The sequence below is a fragment of the Pseudanabaena sp. SR411 genome, assembly GCF_002251945.1.
Classification (GTDB): domain Bacteria; phylum Cyanobacteriota; class Cyanobacteriia; order Pseudanabaenales; family Pseudanabaenaceae; genus Pseudanabaena.
Genome location: NZ_NDHW01000108.1, coordinates 1 through 18,829, shown reverse-complemented (window position 1 = coordinate 18,829; position 18,829 = coordinate 1). Strand labels below are relative to the sequence as shown.

The window sequence follows — 18,829 nt, the reverse complement described above, 5'->3', positions numbered from 1 at the left end:
ATAGCGATCGTAAAGCAATTTTAGTCCTATGACACTACTTTTCCCATTCGATATGTCCGTTAATATTAAAATTCTCAAAAGTCTGGAGAATTTCTATACAAAACTCTTGTAGTTCCTGATTTTCCTCTTTCTTAGAAAGCTCATACAAGCGAATAAACATCTTTTTCCCTGTCTCAGTTTGCTTAAGATTTTTCTGGAGAAAATTATGCTGGCTACACAAAGTTTGACCATTTTCAATGGTGGCTAAACCTCCCATATCTTTAGGTTTAATATGATCAACGTGCAATTCTGCGCCATTCTGTCGCCCAGCGCCACAAATTACACACTTATAACCATCACGCTTTAAAATCTCATTTTTCTGAGCGCTTGAAAAATCTGCTTGGCGTTTATTTTGGGCATATTTAGGATCGTATTTATAAACTCCTTTCGCTATTTTTTGGAGAAAACCTTTTTGGTATAAAGATCTAATTCCTCTATCTGGATCTCTAAATATTTTTCCAGTACGCTCTAAATATTTTGAACTTACCCAATCAACAACATCTTTAGTGTGTATCTCAATATCAGGATACATTTCAAAATATTCTTTAATGATGTTAAGTTGAACCGTACTCTTTTCTGTAAGTTCATGATGAATGTCAGACACTTATTAATCTACCTTCTTTGACAAACTGATCTTTATTAATGACTTTGCATTTAACCAAACAATTAATTAAGTTTTTAGCAACTTCGCGGACAACAGGAACTGCAACTGAGTTGCCAAATCGCCTATACATTTGGGTTCTCGAAACAGGGATAACAAAGTTTTGAGGATATCCCATAATTGCTTTACATTCATTTTCACTCAGCAATCTAATTCCAGTCTCTCCATCTTTAACAAATGTTCCTGTCAATCTCTGGATTTTGTGATAAGTAGAGCATAAAGTTTTTACCTGAATCTTAGATTTTCGATCAATTAGCTCTGGTCTACCATCATCTAATTTAAATAAATATGAATTCTGTAAATGCTTAGATATTGAATATCCACTCACATTTTCTTCTACATAAGAACCAATAAATTCTTTACTTGTATGAGGGATAGGAAAGCTAAATTCAGGAATATCAATAGAAACATCTTCAGATATTCCTACTATGAATATTCTTTTTCTAACTTGTGGCACACCATAGTCTTTTGCATCTAAAACACTCCAAAAAACATGATATCTAACATCAGGTTGACATAGAAAAAGATATTGTCTATTCACAGAGACAGATAAAGTTTCTAATATAATACTTAAAGTTTTTCCACCATCATGGGTTACTAAACCCTCAACATTTTCTAACATAAAAGCTTTAGGCTTTTTCTCTTTTAAAATTTTTACCACATCATAAAATAAAGTTCCTTGCGTTGGATGTTCAAAGCCTTCACGTTTACCGATTGAACTAAATGGTTGGCATGGAAATCCAGCCGTTAAGATGTCAATATCTGGAATTGTAGATGGATGAATTTTAGTAATATCTCCATGAGGTGTTTCACCAAAATTAGCTGCATAAGTTATTTGTGCATATTTATCCCACTCAGAAGAAAACACACATTTGCCGTTAAGATTTTCTAGGGCAATTCTAAATCCACCAATCCCAGCAAATAAATCTGCAAAAACAAAACTCATTTTTATCTCGATATTTCTGATGTTGATGCGTTACGTTACACTAACGCATCCTACAAATAATAAGCTTCGCCAGTTGTTGCAAGAGTTTAAATTGCTGTGCCAAGTAAATACAACAAGCTCATTCTGATCGCTACGCCGTTAGTTACCTGTTTATCAATCAAGCTTAAACGGGGATCATCCATCAGGTCAGAGCTAATTTCTACGCCGCGATTAACTGGACCGGGGTGCAGAACTTGGACATTGGGCGCACATTTGGCAAGGCGATCGCGAGTTATGCCATACCTTGCATGATATTCCCGCAAACTGGGAATTAGAAATTGTCCCATGCGCTCCATTTGCAAGCGCAAAGTCATCACAAAATCCGCATCCTCAAGGGCTGGCTCAAGGGTGTAATGGATTTTTGCGCCATATTCGGCAAATTCTGGTGGTAATAATGTTGGCGGAGCCGCTAGATGCACATCTGCACCGTTAGTAAGCAAACTCCAAAGATTTGATCGCGCAACCCGTGAATGCAAAATATCACCGACGATCGCTATTTTTTTACCTTTTAGATCCTTAGCTGTTGGCGCTTTGGGATTGAGATACATGCAAAGGGTCAATAAATCTAATAAAGCTTGGGATGGATGTTCGTGCTTGCCATCACCAGCATTGAGGATCGCCACCTTGCCACTGAGGGCATCCATATCGCGGGCGATCGCCAAGGGTACACCTGCCGACTGATGGCGAATCACCATGATATCTGTCCCCATAGCCAAAAAAGTCCGCGCTGTATCAAGGATCGTTTCACCCTTGGTGAGAGCAGATGTGCCGGGGGCAAAATTTAAGGTGTCCGCCGAAAGTCGCTTAGCAGCAAGCTCAAAACTATTACGGGTACGGGTCGAAGATTCAAAAAACAAATTAGCAACAACTTTGCTCTGCAAGGTTGGTACTTTTTTATTGCGTCGTGACAGCACTTCTAAAAAGCTAACGGCTGTCTGCAAGACCGTTTCATAATCATTCGGCGTAAAATCAGCCAGCGAGATTACATGTCTTCGCTGCCAAGTAAGTTCAGTCATGGTGCTTTAAAGCTAGGAGATAAGAGAGATGCCCGAAATCATGCCGATGGGGGCAGGGGCAACCATGTCGTCTGGCAAAAAAGCGCGAGAGCTAACTAGTACTAACGTAAATAAAAAGATGGCAAAAATGATGAACGGTGCAATGTACTGACGAAAGAAAGGCACAGGTTTAAATCATAGATAACAATCATATTATCTACGATTTACAGCGCTTTACGCTAAATTAACATTCTATAGCAAAGCAAGTTTTGCTTAAGACATAAAACCCAAGAATTGAGTGGCGGCGCGAAGCGCCGCCACTCAATTCTTGGGTTTTGGTTTGTACTAGCTAACTCTTTTTTTGCTATAAGTACCCGTGCAAAACCCGTAAAGCTGCGCCCCTGAGGGGCGCAACTTTACGGGTTTTGCTTTGTTATTAATTATGCATAGCTACTTAATAAATTTTTGAAAGCGCGGCAGAGCCGCGCTTTCAAAAATTTATTAAGCTATAAACCACAAAATAATGCTATATTAATAAGCCTGCTAAAATATCCAGATAGTATTGAACTAGATCACCCCCAGAAACTAGAGCCATAAACCCATGATGAAGTTGAGATTAAAGCGATTTGGCAAAAAATTTGAAGCCAGCTATCGCATCGTTGCCGTAAACAGCACTAGCCGTCGCGATGGTCGTCCCCTCGCTGAACTCGGTTTCTACAACCCACGCACCAAAGAAACCCAACTTGATGTACCTGCGATCGTGCTTCGCATTAAGCAAGGCGCTCAACCTACCGACACAGTACGTCGCATCCTCGAAAAAGCGAAGGTATTCGATCTCGTTACTGCCTAATTCTCTGAATTAATTTCTAATTTGTGCCCATCTAAACTTGTGCCAGACTATAACGCCTTAATTAGTTTTTTGCTGAAGCCATTATTAGCTCATCCAGAGGCGCTTCGGGTAGATTTTGAATCAAATAGCAAAAGCGATCGCGTCTGGATCAGAGTTGCTTTCGATCCAGAAGATCGGGGGCGAATTTTTGGTAAAGGGGGACGGACAATCCAAGCAGTTCGGACAGTGGTGATGACCGCAGCCGAAGAAGCTGGTCATAGTGCTAGATTTGAAGTCTTTGACCCAACCCCCAACGCAAATTCTGACGATTATCAAGACCGAAATATAGATCGTTCTGAGCCAGAACGACAACAAGTCCAAGTTGAGCGTCCTCGGATCAATGTTGAAAAGCCGAAGCGACGAGAAATTTAAAATAAAGGGGCGCTAAGCGCCCCTTTATTTTGTGTAATTCATAAGTGAGATCAAGTATATGAATGTCGGCACAGAAATTCTTTGTATTGGCACAGAGCTATTGCTAGGCGAAATTCTTAATAGCAATGCTCAGTATTTGGCGCAGCAACTTGCCCTGTTGGGAGTCCCACATTTTTATCAAACCGTTGTCGGTGATAATCCCGATCGCATTCATCAGGCTTTAGAAATTGCGGCTAGCCGTTCTAACTTGATCATCACTACTGGCGGACTTGGCCCCACACCTGACGATCTCACCACTGAGGCGATCGCTAATTTCTTTAATACGCCCCTCGAAGAACGTTCTGAAATTTGGGAGCGAATTGAGCAGATGTTTGCTCAGACAGGGCGGACACTGACGATTAATAACCGTAAGCAAGCATTAATGCCCAAGGGTGCGGAGATATTACATAATCCCGTTGGCACTGCTCCCGGCATGATCTGGGAGCCTAAGCCAAATTTATTGATTCTCACTTTCCCTGGTGTACCCAGTGAGCTTTACCCAATGTGGGAGCAAACTGCTGCACCTTTGCTGCAAGCGAGAAACTACGGACAGGGAACATTTCACTCTAAGGTTTTACTGTACTGGGGCATTGCCGAGTCAGCCCTAGCCACTAAGGTTAATCATTTATTCGATCTCAAAAATCCTACGGTTGCACCCTATGCCAATTATGGACAGGCAAGACTGAGGATTACGGCAAGGGCAAATACGCAAGAAGAGGCGATCGCTTTAATCGCCCCAGTTGAAGCGGAGATTCGGGAACTCACAGGTGAGTTTTGCTATGGCACTGATGAAGATACTTTGGCGACTGTGGCAGGTAAGCTTTTACTGGAACGTGGTCAAACTCTGGCAGTTGCTGAATCCTGCACAGGCGGATGGTTAGGCGAAACACTCACAGAAATATCGGGTAGTTCTAGTTATTTTCTCGGCGGCGTAATCAGTTATAGCAACGATGTCAAAGTTGATTTACTTAATGTAGATCGCCAAATCCTCGATCAGCATGGTGCGGTCAGTGCGATCGTTGCCGAACAAATGGCGATCGGGGTCAAGTCAAAGCTCAAATCTGACTGGGGCATTAGCATCACGGGGATCGCGGGACCAACGGGTGGTACTGAGACTAAACCTGTTGGCTTGATTTACGTGGGGATCGCCTACCCCGATGGCAAAGTCGAGGCGATCGAGTTGCGTTTTAGTCCCTCTAGAGGAAGAAATTGGATTAGAAAGGCAACTGTAATGTCAGCTTTAGATTTGTTTAGGAAAAGATTTGTTATGATTGGGTAAATAAGCCTAGACGATGATAGGGAGCTAAGCATAGTGAAAGCGATCAAGAAAGCACTGAAAGAGATCGGCGAAATTCTAAATCGCGTTCTGGAAGCCCTTTTGGGTCAAAATCAGCCACAGCCTGAGTTGATTCCTATACCAGTAAGAAATAACTCACGACGCGACCATCGCCATTAAGGTTATAAGACTCGCTTAGCGGGTCTTATATTTTGTTGGGGGGATATGTTGGGCGATCGCTCATTTCATTAAGAAAGATCAGAATCCTAAAAAATAGAAGTTAAGCTTTGTGCTTCCTCTATTTTTTAGGATGATAATTTAGCGAATCACTGTGATTGCAGTCAATTCTAATATTGAGAGAGATTGTTTTTTATAATATTGAGTATCCTAGTGCTTTTAAGTTGGTAGCAGTTTTATGACACTTCAAAATCTAGAACCACAACTACTTGCCCTAACGCCCAACGAAAAAGCACAAGCAATCCAACTATTAGTTCAAAGTTTAAGCAGTCCTTGGCGGGGAATTGAGAAAACGCCCCATGTCTGCGGTGGGGATGCTTGTATTGTCAGAACTCGCATTCCTGTTTGGGTATTAGTTAACGCACGCAACTTAGGTATTAGTGAAGTTCAACTTTTAAAAGATTATCCAACTCTCTCCGCAACTGATTTAGCTAATGCTTGGGTTTACGCTACAGCTTATCCTGAAGAAATTGCACTCGCAATTAAGGAAAACGAAGAAGACTAATGGCACGGTTATATGCTGATGAACAGTTTCCCTTAGAGGTCGTAGAACACTTACGTGATTTTGGGCATGATGTTCTCACTGTCCAAGAAGCAGGAAATGCTAATTTAAAAATTCCTGATGATCAAGTTCTTACATTTGCTAGCAGTAAGGAGCGACTAGTTTTAACCTTAAATCGTAAGGACTTCAAACGGTTGCATCGTATTGCTCCAATACATGAAGGTATTGTTATTTGTACGGATGACTCAGATAGACTTGGCTTAGCAAAACGCATTCATGCAGCAATGTCGGCAGAATCATCATTTGCAGGCAAGTTAATTAGTATAGTGCGCCCAACCAAGTGAATCACTACCAACTTGCATCACATTTATTTAAAGCGTTGCAAATTCAGATTCGAGGCGATCACTATCTCTTTCCATTTCCATTTCTAAGACTGAAGTAGATTGCTGAGCCTCTTGGAAATAAATAATATCTTTGCGGGGATCGACTTCACCAGTTTTAATACGCAGATTATCGCCCACTTGAATCTGACGATTAATTCGCATCGGTAACTTCAATCCTAAGTCCTCGATCAGCACTAGCGCCAGTTTTTCATTTTCGCGCAACCAATCCAGCATCAGCGCTTCCCACACCACATCTTTGTTACGACGCAGATATTCTAGGCTCCAATAGCGTACCGACTGCTTCTCGACCTGATTAGCATCCCAAATCGCAGGATCGATCGCTTGCAAAATGGCTGTGAGCATTTCTGCCGTAAAGGGTAAAGGCTCCTCGCGCAAAAAAGCTTTGATTTGCCAATGAGCTAATAGATCGCTATAACGACGAATTGGCGAAGTTACCTGTGCATAGGCATCCAGTCCTAAACCTGAATGGCGCGACGCATATAGCCCTAATGAGCCTTTAGTCATACAGCGACAAATTGCAAATTCGCGCACGGGACCTGATGGCAATTGCATCAAGGTATCGAGGGGAGGCAATTCGGGCTGTTCTTGGTAACGATAGGGGATGGGAATATTATTTGTTTGCGCGAATTTAGCGGCGACTTCACCAGCAAGGATCATCATTTCGGCGACCAGTTGACGCGAGAAGGTATCTTCCATCAGTTCTAAGGTGAGGCGATCGCCATTTTTAGAGTCAACCTTGACGCTGGTATCAGGTAAATGAATTTCGATCGCACCCTGATCAACGCGCCATTTTTTGCGGAGGCGGGCAAAGTCAGCAAGGCGATCAAGATCGTCCTCCACACCAAGTTGCAACATTTCCTCAACATCTTCATAGGTGAGGCGATAGTTGGGCTTCACTAAACTTGCCACGATCTCATAATGGGTAACTGCGCCAACTTCATCAAGATCGACGGTAAAAGACATCGCATGACAAACTTTATTTTCGATCAAACTCATGGGGCCAGCCGCTAGCTCAATCGGAAACATGGGGATCACGCCTGTGGGCAAGTAAACACTTGTACCCCGCTTACGAGCATCCTTATCCAGAGGACTTTCAGGATCGAGCCATCTTGTCGGATCAGCAATATGAATCCAAATGCGTTTGCGTCCATCCGCTAGCGTCTCAATACTCAGACCATCATCAATTTCCGTGGTACTAATATCGTCAATCGTATAAACATGTAGATGGGTGAGATCGCGCCGCAAGTCTCCCATGTTGTCAGGAATTGGGGAAGTGAAACATTCTTGGGCGGCAGCAATCAATTCATTGGCAAAGCGAATCGGAATCTGACTACGCAGCAAATTCAGATTTTCATGTTCACTCCAAATACCGAGATCGACTAGCATTTGGAAAGCAGCTTGTTCATTTTTCGAGCGTTTGGCAAAACTTAAAAGCTCTTGGGCAGCAGCCTTATCTGAAGCTTCATCACCATGAAGGGCATAACGCTCTAGACAATCTAGGCGACTGCGATCGCTAGTTGTCCATGCTACGTCACCACCTGAAAGCTTAGTAGTTAGCTTTTGCTGAAATTCTTCGATTAATTTAGCTCGTTGAGCCGCAGCATCAGCTTGATGCTTTAACTCTGCGACTTGCGAACTGGAACGTGGCTCATAGAGATCACCTTTTTGCTTAAAGTAAATTTTGTCATTACTTAATAAACAATAGGATGCGTAGGAAGTAACAGCAGATAATTCTGAAAATAGAAGATTAGCAAGATCGTTGGGATTTGTGGCTTGGTTATCTTCGATCAAAATTTCCCATGCGACTTCTAGGCTAGAAGGATCGAGAAATTTTTCAATTTTTTGTAAAAATGAGGGGATTTGCAGATGGGTAAAACTAGCACTTTCGCCATTAGCTTTGATGGTGTAGTTAATTTCGCGGGGATGGATGGTGTGGGTATTGCCATTTTCATCGATCGCTTGAAAGTGTTTTTTGCCTTCAGGACGATCAATTACGACAAGGCGGCGATCGCCATGCAATTTCACTTCGACTAGCGTACCTTTTTCCAAAATTGCCCCTTGTCCACCAAAGCCAAAAATTTTCTTTAATATTCTACCGTTTTATATAGCGGTCGCTATATAAAACCCAAAACTAGAGGCGGTGCAAAGCACCGCCTCTAGTTTTGGGGTAGCAAAGCTACTCCTTTAAGTTACTGAAGTTAGACAATTTCATAATGCATCGTGCTGGCGATCGCACCAACCGCAGAGGCGGCGATCGCAGGTTGGTAAGCGCTGAGTGCAAATAATGTTGATGTAGGTTGTTTGGGGGCTGCAAGCATAGCAGTTCCCAAAACTAGCAAGGCAATACTAGATTTAAGGCTAAAAGTGCTATTCATCTTCATATTCCTCCAACAATCTTTTCCCGACGAGCGCAATGACTCAATTTGCGTCTTTTTGTTTCCCGTGCTTTAGCTGAGCTGCATCTATCAACCTATTTCACAGTGACTAATTGGAAATTTAGTCGCAAAAAATCACTTCTCTTACATTCATAGTAGTTGCTAAAACTAAATAGGAATGTAATTTAGCTATCAAGTTTGCAGTGATTGTAGTCACATATGGCATTGCCGTTATCAGGTAACCCATAAAGCCCATAAATTAGTGCGAAACATTTCTTACTACTTTATGGGCTTTATCAAAAGGTGCAAAGCTCTAAGTGGGTGATTTAGTTTTGTGGATAAAGTCTTTTAATGAATCGATTAATTTGCGATTGAGCATGGGCTTTAGCCTGTGCCGAATTAGCAGTGGTAAGGGTCACAATATCAAGCCCCATTGGGTTTACGGCTGCATCAATTTGCCCGTTTTGTTTATTGCCAGAAGCATCAATTGTTTCTAAGGACTGTTCGGCGATCTCATCAGTCGGAATTTCCACCTGTGTCTCCGTGACTGTGCGTTCTACGGAATTAGCAACTACACTCTCGTTCGTAGCCGTAACGCCTGTATGTACATAGGTTTCCGTTGTTGATCGTTCAACAATATTCTCAGAAACAGCATCAGGAATATTTTCAGCGATGATACCTTGTCTGAATCCTGATCCCTGCATGAATTGATTACCTAAAGGTTTTGCAGATGAATAGGTATGCGTAAACGAGTGGTTTATGGGTGAAATATAGGTATTAATTTCTAGTTCTTGGGCGATCGCAGGACTCACCTCTTTCTCCACCGCACTTTGCTCTAAACCACTAATCAAAGAACAAGGTGGCACGATCGTGCCTTTGCCAATTACCGCACGCACAATTGAACTCGAAGCACCAATGCAAGCTCCTTCTCCAATTTTGCAAGTTCCATAAACCAGAACTCCAGCCCCCAAATTTGCCCCAGCCCCAATTTCTAAAAGTCCATCTTGGGCATGAAGGACAGCACCCATCCCAATACATGCACCTGCCGCGATCGTAATTCGTCCACCCTGATCAGCTTGGATTAATACGCCCGATGCGATCGCCGCAGTTTGATCGATCACTACATCCCCACAAACGTAGGAGCGAAAATCTCCGATCGGTTCTAACGGTGGTAAGTAGTTCGATTGCATGATTTTTATATTCTCTAAATTCATCAAGGACTTCGCTAAGTTCTTGACAACAATTACTCGCTAATTACTTTCTAAATAGAGAACCTCGCTTTGCGAGGTTCTCTAGAAACGTTACTTTGCAGGACGTTGAATGATACCTTCAAATACGCGACGTTTTGCCTTGGGGTCAATACCTAGCAAACGCACATACTCATCACCATGCTCAGCAAGACAAGCTTCTAAGGCCCGAATTACTTCAGACTCATTTGAGGCGGCGATCGGTGAACAGCTATGCCAAGAACTAGTACGGAAATGGCGCTCATCAGCATGTTCCGTGCCAATGCGATATCCCTGAGACAACAGTTGACGAATACGTGACAGCATATCTGCACTGAGATTACCAACACTACCGCCACCATAGGAACTATTGCTAGAGTTGCTCACCTTAACCGCAGTCCGAGTTGCGGCCACAGGCTGTCCCCCTGGGCGATGCACTAGCAGTTCGACAACACGGCGTTTTGCCTTAGTATCAACTCCGACAAGGCGCACATATTCATCGCTATATTCAGCGATGTAATTTTCTAAAGCAGCGATCGCTGCCGCAGGACTGCTAGCTGTAATAGCGGGTAGAGTCTGCCAAGAAGTTGTACGGAAATGACGCTCATCGGCATGTTCAACACTAATGCGATGACCTTGAGCCAAAAGTTGCCCCACTGTGGTTGATACGTCATTTGCAACACCATTGCCATTGGTTGCACGAGGTGCGCTATAGCTGGCTGCTGCACCATTACCATTAGACTGACCAATGCTCACCGCTTGACTATCAGCACGTTGAATAATTGTTTCTACTACACGACGTTTCGCTTTAGGATCAACTCCTACCAAACGCACATATTCACCTTCATGCTCAGCAAGAATAGTATTTAAGGCGGCGATCACTGTAGATTCATTCGAGGCATCGATCGCAGGGCCAGTCATCCATGCTGCGGAACGAAAACGACGGGCATCAGCATACTCAGTACTAATGCGATATCCTTGAGCGAGAAGTTGACGAACTTGACCAGAAATATCGGCATTGTTTGTAACAGCAGCACCATTGGAGGTCGCTTTAGGTGCACTGTAACTGCTAGATCCATTACTGGCGGTTGCATTATTACTGATTACCGCAGGCTTATCACTGGGGCGTTGAATAATAGTTTCGGAAACACGGCGCTTTGCTTTGGGATCAACCGCAACTAAGCGAACATATTCGCCTTCATTTTCAACTAAAGCTGATTGGACAGCATTAATTACTGTTGTGGCTTCAGATGTATGTGGAATAGCATGAGATTGCCAAGAGCCACTGCGGAAACGGCGTACATCTGCGTACTCGACCGCAACATGGTAGCCCTGACCTAAAAGTTGTCGTATTTGCTGTGCTAAATCCCCATTCATAGGTTCATTCCTCTGTGCTGGTGTATTTGTAAGGTTTTGATTAATTTGATTAGAATGTTGCTTATTAAGCTGTGTATTAAAACTGGCAGCAGCATCACTGATTGGCTGTGACGAGTTCTCTTGTTGTTGGCGAATCGGTGTAATGCAGGCAATATCAGCAGCACAGCGATAACCTTGTCTTAAGGACTCGTTGATACCGACAACATGACTCGCAAAGTTTTGGTCTGATTCCCGCACATTCGGTAGCAGATCGGCTTGTTGCTGCGTTGTAATCACTGCACCAGAAGGAACATATTTACCCGCAGGAATTTCTACATCTTGGACAAGGGCATGTAAGGAAATAATGCAACCGTCTCCGACCCGCGCATTAAATACCGTCGAGCGGAACCCAATAAAACAATTATTCCCAACATAGGCTGGTCCATGGATCAAAGCCATGTGCGTGATGGAGGTACTATCACCAATCCAGACGGAATATTCTTTGCCGTCATCGCCAACCACGCGACCTTTTTCCAGACCATGAATTACAACACCATCTTGGACGTTCGTACTATTGCCAATGTGAAAAGGATTGCCCTCATCTGCACGAATCGAAGTTCCAGGGGCAATCAAAACATTAGCGCCGATATAAACGTCGCCAATTAGATTGGAAAAAGAATGAACGTAGGCGGATGGATCGATTTTGGGTTCTGCCAAGTTCCTAGACCAAGGTGTAGGGGGGGCAGCAAAGCTACGAACTACCATAGTGAATCTGCACTTCTAAGCTTTACCTATATTCTGATTGTCAAAATCGAGAGTATAAGAACTTAAAAGCGCTCCTCCAAATAACAACTTAAGCTACAACGTCGGAGAACTGTGTATTTACTAGCGCTGATCAATAATTGAACGAGAGATACTTACGAATAAATACCTCTATAGCATTCTCTCACTGTATTTTTTGCTGTAGAGAGTGCGATCGCTCAGACTCACGGTGTCGATGATCGCAATAACTGCGGCATCAATCGGACGATTTTCGCTATTTGTCACTTGTCTAGCACCACTACCACGGGTAAATAACACCCATTCGTCTACACCAGCACCAACTGTATCAGCGGCAACTTCATACTCTGGAAGCAACTGCCCTTGCAAATCAATAACTTGCAAAAGCAGAAACTTAGTTCCAGACAAATTGGACTCTTTGTAGGTACTGACGACCGTACCGCAAACTTTAGCGATTTGCATATTGTTATAAGTACGTTTGCAGAATGGATAAAATACGGATAGATGCTAGGCAGAGTCTGAGTAATAACAAAAACAACCTTTGGGTAAAGGTTGATTGCGCTAGCTAAGTCCTTACTATGGACGGTTCATAGGACGGATAGAGTTCACATTGTCACGGAACTGATCGACTTCTTCGGTGTAGCGAATAGGTAGAACGTATTCAAGGTTTTCGTGAGGACGCGCAATGATGTGTGTGGAAAGTACTTGTCCGCCGTTTACACGCTTTACGGACTCAGTACCTGCTGCTACTGAAGCTTGTACTTCGGATACATCGCCACGGACGATAACGGTCACACGACCACTACCGATCTTTTCGTAGCCAACTAAGGTTACGCGAGCGGCCTTGACCATAGCATCTGCTGCTTCTACAACGGCAGGGAAACCAAGGGTTTCAATCATTCCAACTGCGATCGCCATAATTAATGTTCTCCTATAAAAAACAAATAATGAAATTAATGAAAATTTAGTCTTTTGATACTTTTTTGAGAGAGTCTTTTTGAGACAATCTTTAATAAGTAGATTTAAAAAGCAAATTGCTCTACTTCTCGCGTATAGCGAATAGGTAGAACATACTCTAGGTTTTCGTGTGGTCGAGCAATGGTATGAGTCGAAACAACTTCGCCCCCATTGACCCGATTTGCACCTTCAACACCAGCAGCCATGGCAGCTTTCACCTCAGAGATATCACCTCTGATGATGACAGTTACCCGTCCACTACCGATTTTCTCGTAACCCACAAGGGTAACGCGAGCAGCCTTGACCATAGCATCAGCAGCTTCTACAACTGCGGGGAAGCCTCTGGTCTCGATCATTCCAATACCGATCGCCATAATTTAAGTCAGTGTCCTTACGACTCTCTAAAAAACTAAAGTTCTTGAGGTTGTATCTATCAAAAGATGTAGATGCACAAGCGCAACTACTGATCTTAGCTACGATCGGTTCGCTTTAAACATCAAATTTCAAATTTTTAATACAAAATAAAAATGAGATGACGCTCGACGCTTCGGCAGCTACATTTTTGTAGACAGCTTTTCGCAGCTAATTTACAGAAATATTTTTGACTTACTGTTGCAATTAATTTACTTAACCTAGTTATTAAAAAATAGTAAATAAGTATTTATTACTACAGACTTAGCCTTTCTAAATCTGAATAATCAGGGAGAGTGAATAATATTAATATATTCAACTCTATCTTTATATCTACGATAACGAGTGGCGGTACATTTGACAATATAAGCCGCCATGATAAATCTAAATAGTGCATATAATCTTGGCTTATTTGCATCACAATATATGCCCTCCCCAGTTTTAAAAGTAGGCAATAAACCCAAGAATTGTTGCAGTGCTATTTGCCTAAGTAGGTAAGCGTAATCAAATTTACAAAATCAAGTCTATGGCTCACAATGCTCGTGTGCTATAGACTTGATTTTGTAAATTTGATTTTGTAAATCGTCTAGCGATCGCCGATCGAAATAGTTTCTACTTCGGCAATCTCTAAGTTAGGTAATTGTACTAATTCTCGTTCTTGTTCTTGTAAGGCAATCATGGGGATGCTTACAGGTATTGGTGATTCGATCCAATATTCTGAAGTTGGCAAAGTTTCTTCCAGATCGTCAAGAGGACGAGGAATAATCATCAGGGTATGAAACTCGCCAATGCGTTCAGCTTCATACATTCCTGCTTCGATCGCGATCGCCACATCAGCGACATTGCCACGAATAATTGCGGTGCATAACCCCGCCCCTATAGTTTCATAGCCCGCTAGATTTACATCTGCCGATTTCAGCATCATATCGGCAGCCCCCACCATCGCGGGAAAACCTCTAGTTTCCAGTAGTCCAATTGCTTGATTACTCAGACGGCTATATTGACCATCCGTTAACTGACTAAGGCGACTACTAATTGGCAGAATCGCTTCTAAATTGGGATAGGGACGGGGAATTACAATTGTGGAGACTAGTTGCCCAAATTCTCTAGCAGTTTCGGCTCCTGCTTCAACAGCCATACGAACATCGGTAATTGAACCACGGATGATCGCCGTACAAAAACCATTACCCACTTTTTCATATCCGACCAGTCTCACCGTTGCTGATTTGAGCATCATGTCAGCAGTTCCAACGATCGCAGGGAAACTAATAGTTGAGACCATTCCCAAAGCACTTCCTGAGAGATCGATTCTTTGAGATGCACTACTAGACATTAGCTAAACACAATGATTAAAAGGATTTATGTGGAGGGGATAACACTCAACACTACCCTGTATCTTAACTGATATAGCTATAGCCATCAATACAAACCTAAACCCCAATAGAGATTAGCGGCACACTCTCTATTGGGGCTTTAGGTTATAGCTATGTACAGCATTTTAATTTTGAGAAATGCAGATTTGAGAAATGCACAGTATATTTTTTTGAAATTGCTGCTTCGTAACACTTTCAAAAAGTATACTGATTTTGGGTTTGAGCGCAAAGCGCCGTAATATTCATCTGAGAGATTAAAATGATTTGGGAAAGTTCACCACTCTCCCAAATCACTTAGGACAGCTATAGCACTTTGATGTTAGTCGCCTCGTCATCACAAATTGAATAACCTGCGTTTTCGATTTGTGATCAATTTTCAGCAAAAGATCTAGATCTTCCAATACAATTTTTAAGCTACAAATAGTCTAAAGTTTAATTGTGATAACAATCATGAGTAAACAAATGGTTTATGGCGATTTTCAAAAGTTTGGGGAAACACACCTGAAAGATGGGCTTCCTACAAATTCTCACAATTCGCTATATAGGCAATAAGTTTTTCATGTATTTTTAAGATATGGAGTAATTAGTATCTCAAAAACCATATTATAGAGCGATAAATTTTAATACTGCGTTCAAAATGGTCTAAAGATAGGAAAATGCAACTGCCTGAAGCCTTGCCTAAAAAAGATTACGTGCTAGTTATAGACGATACGCCACCCAACTTACATTTGCTAATAAGTATGTTGACACGTAAGGGTTATGAGGTAAGTGGCGTAAGTGATGGCTTAACAGCATTATCAACTGTACAGACTGAGATGCCTGACTTGGTATTGTTAGATATTAATATGCCAAATATAAATGGGTTTCAGGTCTGTGAACAATTAAAGTCACTTGATTGCACTCGTGATATTCCTGTCATTTTTATTAGTGCGCGTGACGAAGTTTTAGACAAAGTACAAGCATTTGCTGTGGGTGGTGTTGATTACATCACTAAGCCATTTCAAATTGCGGAAGTACTAGCAAGAGTAGAGAATCAGCTCACATTACGGAGATTACAAAGACAGCTACAAGAACAAAATGAACGACTCAAACAAGAAATTAATAGTCGGATTATTGCGGAAACTTTACTGCAAGAAGCTAATGAAAAATTAGGGAGATTGGTTAATTTAGATGGTTTAACTCAGCTTGCCAATCGCCGATGCTTTGATGAGTATTTAGATCAAGAGTGGCAGAGACTCGCCAGAGAGCATTTGCCATTGTCTTTGATCATGTGTGACATTGATTTCTTTAAAAACTATAACGATACCTATGGGCATGTGGCTGGTGATGATTGCCTCCGCAAGGTTTCTCTGTTAATTAAGCAATCGGTACGTCGTCCTGCGGATTTGGCTGCACGTTATGGTGGCGAAGAGTTTGTGCTGGTGCTGCCGAACACTGACATCGAAGGCTCGATGGCGATCGCAGAGGTTATTCGTCAGGGACTACTAGAGTTAGCCATACCCCATGAAGATTCTACAGTTAGTGAACTTGTGACTTTAAGTATGGGGGTAACTTCTTTGGTTCCTATGACCGATTCCCACCCTTCTGTGTTGCTTACGGCGGCTGACTATGCGCTGTATCGAGCTAAAGAGTTAGGTAGAAATCAAACCTATCAAATTGGCTAAACCCAAAATACAAGTAGCGGTGCTTCGCGCCGCTACTTGTATTTTGGATTTTATGTCCTAAATAAACCCAGAGTTAAGAAATGGCTACGCCATTTCTTAACTTGGTATTAAAATTCATCGCTTTGCTGGGGATTAGAATCGCGTCTCAACAAATCATCAATCTCTTGCCAATTAACCAGACTCGCCTCAGAATCCTGTACTAATTGCCCTTTATGTAAACAAATGAGCCGATCGCACCATGGCTGTACTAAATCAAGTTGATGGTTAATCATCACTACAGTGACAGCCTGAGGTAAGTGAGTTAGCTCAGTTAAGGTATCTAACAGTAAATGTGATAAACCGCGATCTAAAGCCGAAGTCGGTTCATCTAGTAATAATATTTCTGGCTCCATCACTAAAGCTCTAGCGATCGCGATCCATTGTCTTTGACCGAGGGATAGCTCTAGTTCTGAACGATTAAATAATTTGCGATCAATCTGCAATTTATCAATCCATTTTTGCGATCGCGCATTAATTTCGCTCTCAGTCAAATTTTGTAATTTCAGAGGATAGGAGATCGCCTCGGTAACAGTCATCCCTAATAAGCTCGGCTCCTGCGGAACCAGCATTACCCTTCGCCGCAAAGTTTGAATCGGAATTTCCTGAATATTTTTACCATTTAAGAAAATTGTCCCCGCAGATGGATCGGTTAAACGATTGAGCAACCGTAAAAATGTCGTTTTCCCCGAACCTGTTGCGCCAATTAGCGCAGTTTTACTCCCTTTGGCGATCGCTACCGAAATATCCATCAAAAGTGTGCGAAATTTAGTTTGGTAACTAATTCGATCTGTAGCGATCGCCTCAGTATTGGCGGCTACATGGGGCGTGAATGAAACCTTTTGCATAATGTAACTGTCTTTGAGATTAGCGATCGAGAAATTGGGACGCAGCCTTCAATTCATTAAACCCTGTCTCAAGCTCAATTAGGGAGAACAATCACATATGTATTTATGGAACCTTTTGCAAAATTCTATACAGGGAGTTGTTAGACTACCTCACCAAAAGCGACTTGCCTTTTTCTTGACAGGTTTATGCATTTTTGCGCTAGCGGCTCCACAGATTGCCCCCGTATCTGCACAATCAACTCAAGCGACTGTGCAGGAAATCCTTGATGGTAATCAGGTTTTTATTCAAAATAAGCAAGCATCTCTGAATGATGTGGCAAGACAGAAACAACAAGTCCGCACTGGTAATTCTAGAACTGCGCTTTTGTTTAATACTGGTGCAGTCGCTCGGTTATCCGCTAATTCAGTGCTAAATATTGGGCAATGCGCCCGACTGAAAAAAGGAACGATTTTAATTAATGGTGCAGTTAATGCTTGCTCATCGTCGATTACGACAGGTGTACGCGGTACAACCTATCTACTAGAAGTGGATGAGTCAGGCAATCAACAGGTCACTGTATTAGAGGGTGAAGTTGTGGTCAAGCGCAACGCAACTCCCATCGTTGATGAAGATGATGAGCAATCAACAGTTAAACCCACTGACAAGCCAACAACTAAACCAACAACTAATACAGAAACACCAATCAAGCCATCAACGCAGAAACCTAACCTCAGTTCTCCAACTACTTCACCCAAGGTGAAGCAATTTACGACACCAACTGCACCCATAAAACCAGTATTACCCCGAACGAACCCTCAACAAGAAGGACGACCTGTAGATCCTCTCAATGGGCAGCCAGCCAATGACAAACCAATCCTCAAAATTGAAGATGACTCACAGCCTGTCAATCAATCAGATGAAGTTGTCTTAAAAGCTGGTGAAAAGGTCGAAGTTAATCAGGGAGGTGCTTTGGGAATAATTCAGCAACTTACGGAAAATGAGTTTGTGGGACTACTCCAAGGCAATCTATTTCAGGGATTTACCAATCAAATTCCTGGGATTGATAAGGTTCGATCAGTTTTTAACGGTCTATTTCCAGGTGTAAACTTCCCAATTTCAATTCCAGGGATACCAACACCAAATATTCCAATTCCTAGCTTCCCTAGCTTTCCGTTCTAATTCGTACTAAAACACAAAATGGCATAGCCATTTTGTGTTTTAGTAAGTTAAGCCCCAAACCCAAAAAGAGAGTTGCGGCGCTTCGCGCCGCAACTCTCTTTTTGGGTTTATCCTAATATAACTGGCTACCGCTATAACCTACATTCCGCTCGTAATGGAAGGGTAAAATAATTACCGAAAATCAAAATCATCGAAAATCAAAAAAGAGGAGGTAAATATTAATACAGAGATGAAAGTATCGAATC

General features: G+C 42.3%; 21 protein-coding genes. 9 read left to right on the top strand and 12 right to left on the bottom strand.

The features are described from left to right. Nucleotides 1-34: 34 nt before the first annotated feature. The 3 genes from B9G53_RS10955 to B9G53_RS10945 all read right to left on the bottom strand — a co-directional run bounded on the left by B9G53_RS10955 (nucleotide 35) and on the right by B9G53_RS10945 (nucleotide 2,701). On the bottom strand, nucleotides 35-571 hold the full coding sequence (locus tag B9G53_RS10955) for an HNH endonuclease (protein ID WP_094532140.1): 537 nt from the start codon (nucleotides 569-571) through the stop codon (nucleotides 35-37). Nucleotides 572-635: 64 nt separating this feature from the next. Further along, nucleotides 636-1,646 (bottom strand): DNA cytosine methyltransferase, encoded by a 1,011-nt coding sequence (locus B9G53_RS10950; protein ID WP_094532091.1) that lies wholly within the window; start codon nucleotides 1,644-1,646, stop codon nucleotides 636-638. Nucleotides 1,647-1,732: 86 nt separating this feature from the next. After that, the gene (locus B9G53_RS10945; RefSeq protein ID WP_094532089.1) at nucleotides 1,733-2,701 is read right to left on the bottom strand and encodes an aspartate carbamoyltransferase catalytic subunit; all 969 of its coding nucleotides are present in this window, start codon (nucleotides 2,699-2,701) and stop codon (nucleotides 1,733-1,735) included. A 28-nt stretch (nucleotides 2,702-2,729) separates the two neighbouring features. Here B9G53_RS10945 and B9G53_RS28470 point away from each other — a divergent pair, with 28 nt between their 5' ends. The 7 genes from B9G53_RS28470 to B9G53_RS10920 all read left to right on the top strand — a co-directional run bounded on the left by B9G53_RS28470 (nucleotide 2,730) and on the right by B9G53_RS10920 (nucleotide 6,339). Then, nucleotides 2,730-2,852, top strand: a complete 123-nt coding sequence (locus B9G53_RS28470; protein WP_254923627.1) for a hypothetical protein — start codon at nucleotides 2,730-2,732, stop codon at nucleotides 2,850-2,852. Between the two features lie 429 nt (nucleotides 2,853-3,281). Beyond that, the gene (gene rpsP / locus B9G53_RS10940; RefSeq protein ID WP_094532087.1) at nucleotides 3,282-3,530 is read left to right on the top strand and encodes a 30S ribosomal protein S16; all 249 of its coding nucleotides are present in this window, start codon (nucleotides 3,282-3,284) and stop codon (nucleotides 3,528-3,530) included. Nucleotides 3,531-3,569: 39 nt separating this feature from the next. Next, entirely contained in the window at nucleotides 3,570-3,941 is a 372-nt protein-coding gene (locus B9G53_RS10935; RefSeq protein ID WP_094532085.1) for a KH domain-containing protein, read from the top strand. A gap of 58 nt (nucleotides 3,942-3,999) precedes the next feature. Beyond that, entirely contained in the window at nucleotides 4,000-5,259 is a 1,260-nt protein-coding gene (locus B9G53_RS10930) for a competence/damage-inducible protein A (protein ID WP_094532083.1), read from the top strand. A 33-nt stretch (nucleotides 5,260-5,292) separates the two neighbouring features. Further along, nucleotides 5,293-5,436: a hypothetical protein gene (locus tag B9G53_RS27335; protein ID WP_176453178.1), complete on the top strand. Its 144-nt coding sequence runs from the start codon at nucleotides 5,293-5,295 to the stop codon at nucleotides 5,434-5,436. 235 nt (nucleotides 5,437-5,671) lie between these two features. Further along, the gene (locus B9G53_RS10925; RefSeq protein WP_094532081.1) at nucleotides 5,672-5,998 is read left to right on the top strand and encodes a DUF433 domain-containing protein; all 327 of its coding nucleotides are present in this window, start codon (nucleotides 5,672-5,674) and stop codon (nucleotides 5,996-5,998) included. After that, nucleotides 5,998-6,339, top strand: coding sequence for a DUF5615 family PIN-like protein (locus tag B9G53_RS10920; RefSeq protein WP_094532079.1), 342 nt, complete (start codon nucleotides 5,998-6,000; stop codon nucleotides 6,337-6,339). The genes B9G53_RS10925 and B9G53_RS10920 overlap by 1 nt, the downstream gene beginning before the upstream one ends. 27 nt (nucleotides 6,340-6,366) lie before the next feature. On the opposite strand, the gene B9G53_RS10915 is transcribed toward B9G53_RS10920, so the two are convergent. The 8 genes from B9G53_RS10915 to B9G53_RS10885 form a co-directional block, all read right to left on the bottom strand. Then, on the bottom strand, nucleotides 6,367-8,448 hold the full coding sequence (locus B9G53_RS10915) for a ribonuclease catalytic domain-containing protein (protein WP_094532077.1): 2,082 nt from the start codon (nucleotides 8,446-8,448) through the stop codon (nucleotides 6,367-6,369). Between the two features lie 149 nt (nucleotides 8,449-8,597). Beyond that, nucleotides 8,598-8,774 carry a hypothetical protein gene (locus B9G53_RS27330; RefSeq protein WP_176453177.1) on the bottom strand — a complete coding sequence of 59 codons (177 nt, stop codon included), beginning with the start codon at nucleotides 8,772-8,774 and terminating at the stop codon, nucleotides 8,598-8,600. A gap of 326 nt (nucleotides 8,775-9,100) precedes the next feature. Next, nucleotides 9,101-9,964 (bottom strand): hypothetical protein, encoded by an 864-nt coding sequence (locus B9G53_RS10910; RefSeq protein ID WP_176453176.1) that lies wholly within the window; start codon nucleotides 9,962-9,964, stop codon nucleotides 9,101-9,103. Nucleotides 9,965-10,075: 111 nt separating this feature from the next. After that, on the bottom strand, nucleotides 10,076-12,121 hold the full coding sequence (locus tag B9G53_RS10905; RefSeq protein ID WP_094532073.1) for a ribulose bisphosphate carboxylase small subunit: 2,046 nt from the start codon (nucleotides 12,119-12,121) through the stop codon (nucleotides 10,076-10,078). Between the two features lie 168 nt (nucleotides 12,122-12,289). Further along, complete coding sequence (locus tag B9G53_RS10900; protein ID WP_094532071.1) at nucleotides 12,290-12,598, bottom strand: EutN/CcmL family microcompartment protein; 309 nt, start codon at nucleotides 12,596-12,598, stop codon at nucleotides 12,290-12,292. Nucleotides 12,599-12,712: 114 nt separating this feature from the next. Continuing rightward, a complete protein-coding gene (locus tag B9G53_RS10895) occupies nucleotides 12,713-13,054 on the bottom strand; it encodes a carbon dioxide-concentrating mechanism protein CcmK (RefSeq protein ID WP_094532069.1) in 342 nt (113 codons plus the stop codon). 104 nt (nucleotides 13,055-13,158) lie between these two features. Continuing rightward, on the bottom strand, nucleotides 13,159-13,467 hold the full coding sequence (locus B9G53_RS10890) for a carbon dioxide-concentrating mechanism protein CcmK (RefSeq protein WP_094532067.1): 309 nt from the start codon (nucleotides 13,465-13,467) through the stop codon (nucleotides 13,159-13,161). A gap of 623 nt (nucleotides 13,468-14,090) precedes the next feature. Next, nucleotides 14,091-14,837: a carbon dioxide-concentrating mechanism protein gene (locus tag B9G53_RS10885; RefSeq protein WP_094532065.1), complete on the bottom strand. Its 747-nt coding sequence runs from the start codon at nucleotides 14,835-14,837 to the stop codon at nucleotides 14,091-14,093. 696 nt (nucleotides 14,838-15,533) lie between these two features. On the opposite strand from B9G53_RS10885, the gene B9G53_RS10880 reads away from it, so the two are divergent. Then, complete coding sequence (locus B9G53_RS10880; RefSeq protein ID WP_094532063.1) at nucleotides 15,534-16,541, top strand: PleD family two-component system response regulator; 1,008 nt, start codon at nucleotides 15,534-15,536, stop codon at nucleotides 16,539-16,541. A 107-nt stretch (nucleotides 16,542-16,648) separates the two neighbouring features. Here the strand turns inward: B9G53_RS10880 and B9G53_RS10875 are convergent, their stop codons facing one another. Next, nucleotides 16,649-17,425, bottom strand: coding sequence for an ATP-binding cassette domain-containing protein (locus B9G53_RS10875; RefSeq protein ID WP_094532061.1), 777 nt, complete (start codon nucleotides 17,423-17,425; stop codon nucleotides 16,649-16,651). Nucleotides 17,426-17,522: 97 nt separating this feature from the next. Here B9G53_RS10875 and B9G53_RS10870 point away from each other — a divergent pair, with 97 nt between their 5' ends. After that, nucleotides 17,523-18,584, top strand: coding sequence for a FecR domain-containing protein (locus B9G53_RS10870; RefSeq protein ID WP_094532059.1), 1,062 nt, complete (start codon nucleotides 17,523-17,525; stop codon nucleotides 18,582-18,584). The last annotated feature ends 245 nt before the right edge of the window (nucleotides 18,585-18,829 follow it).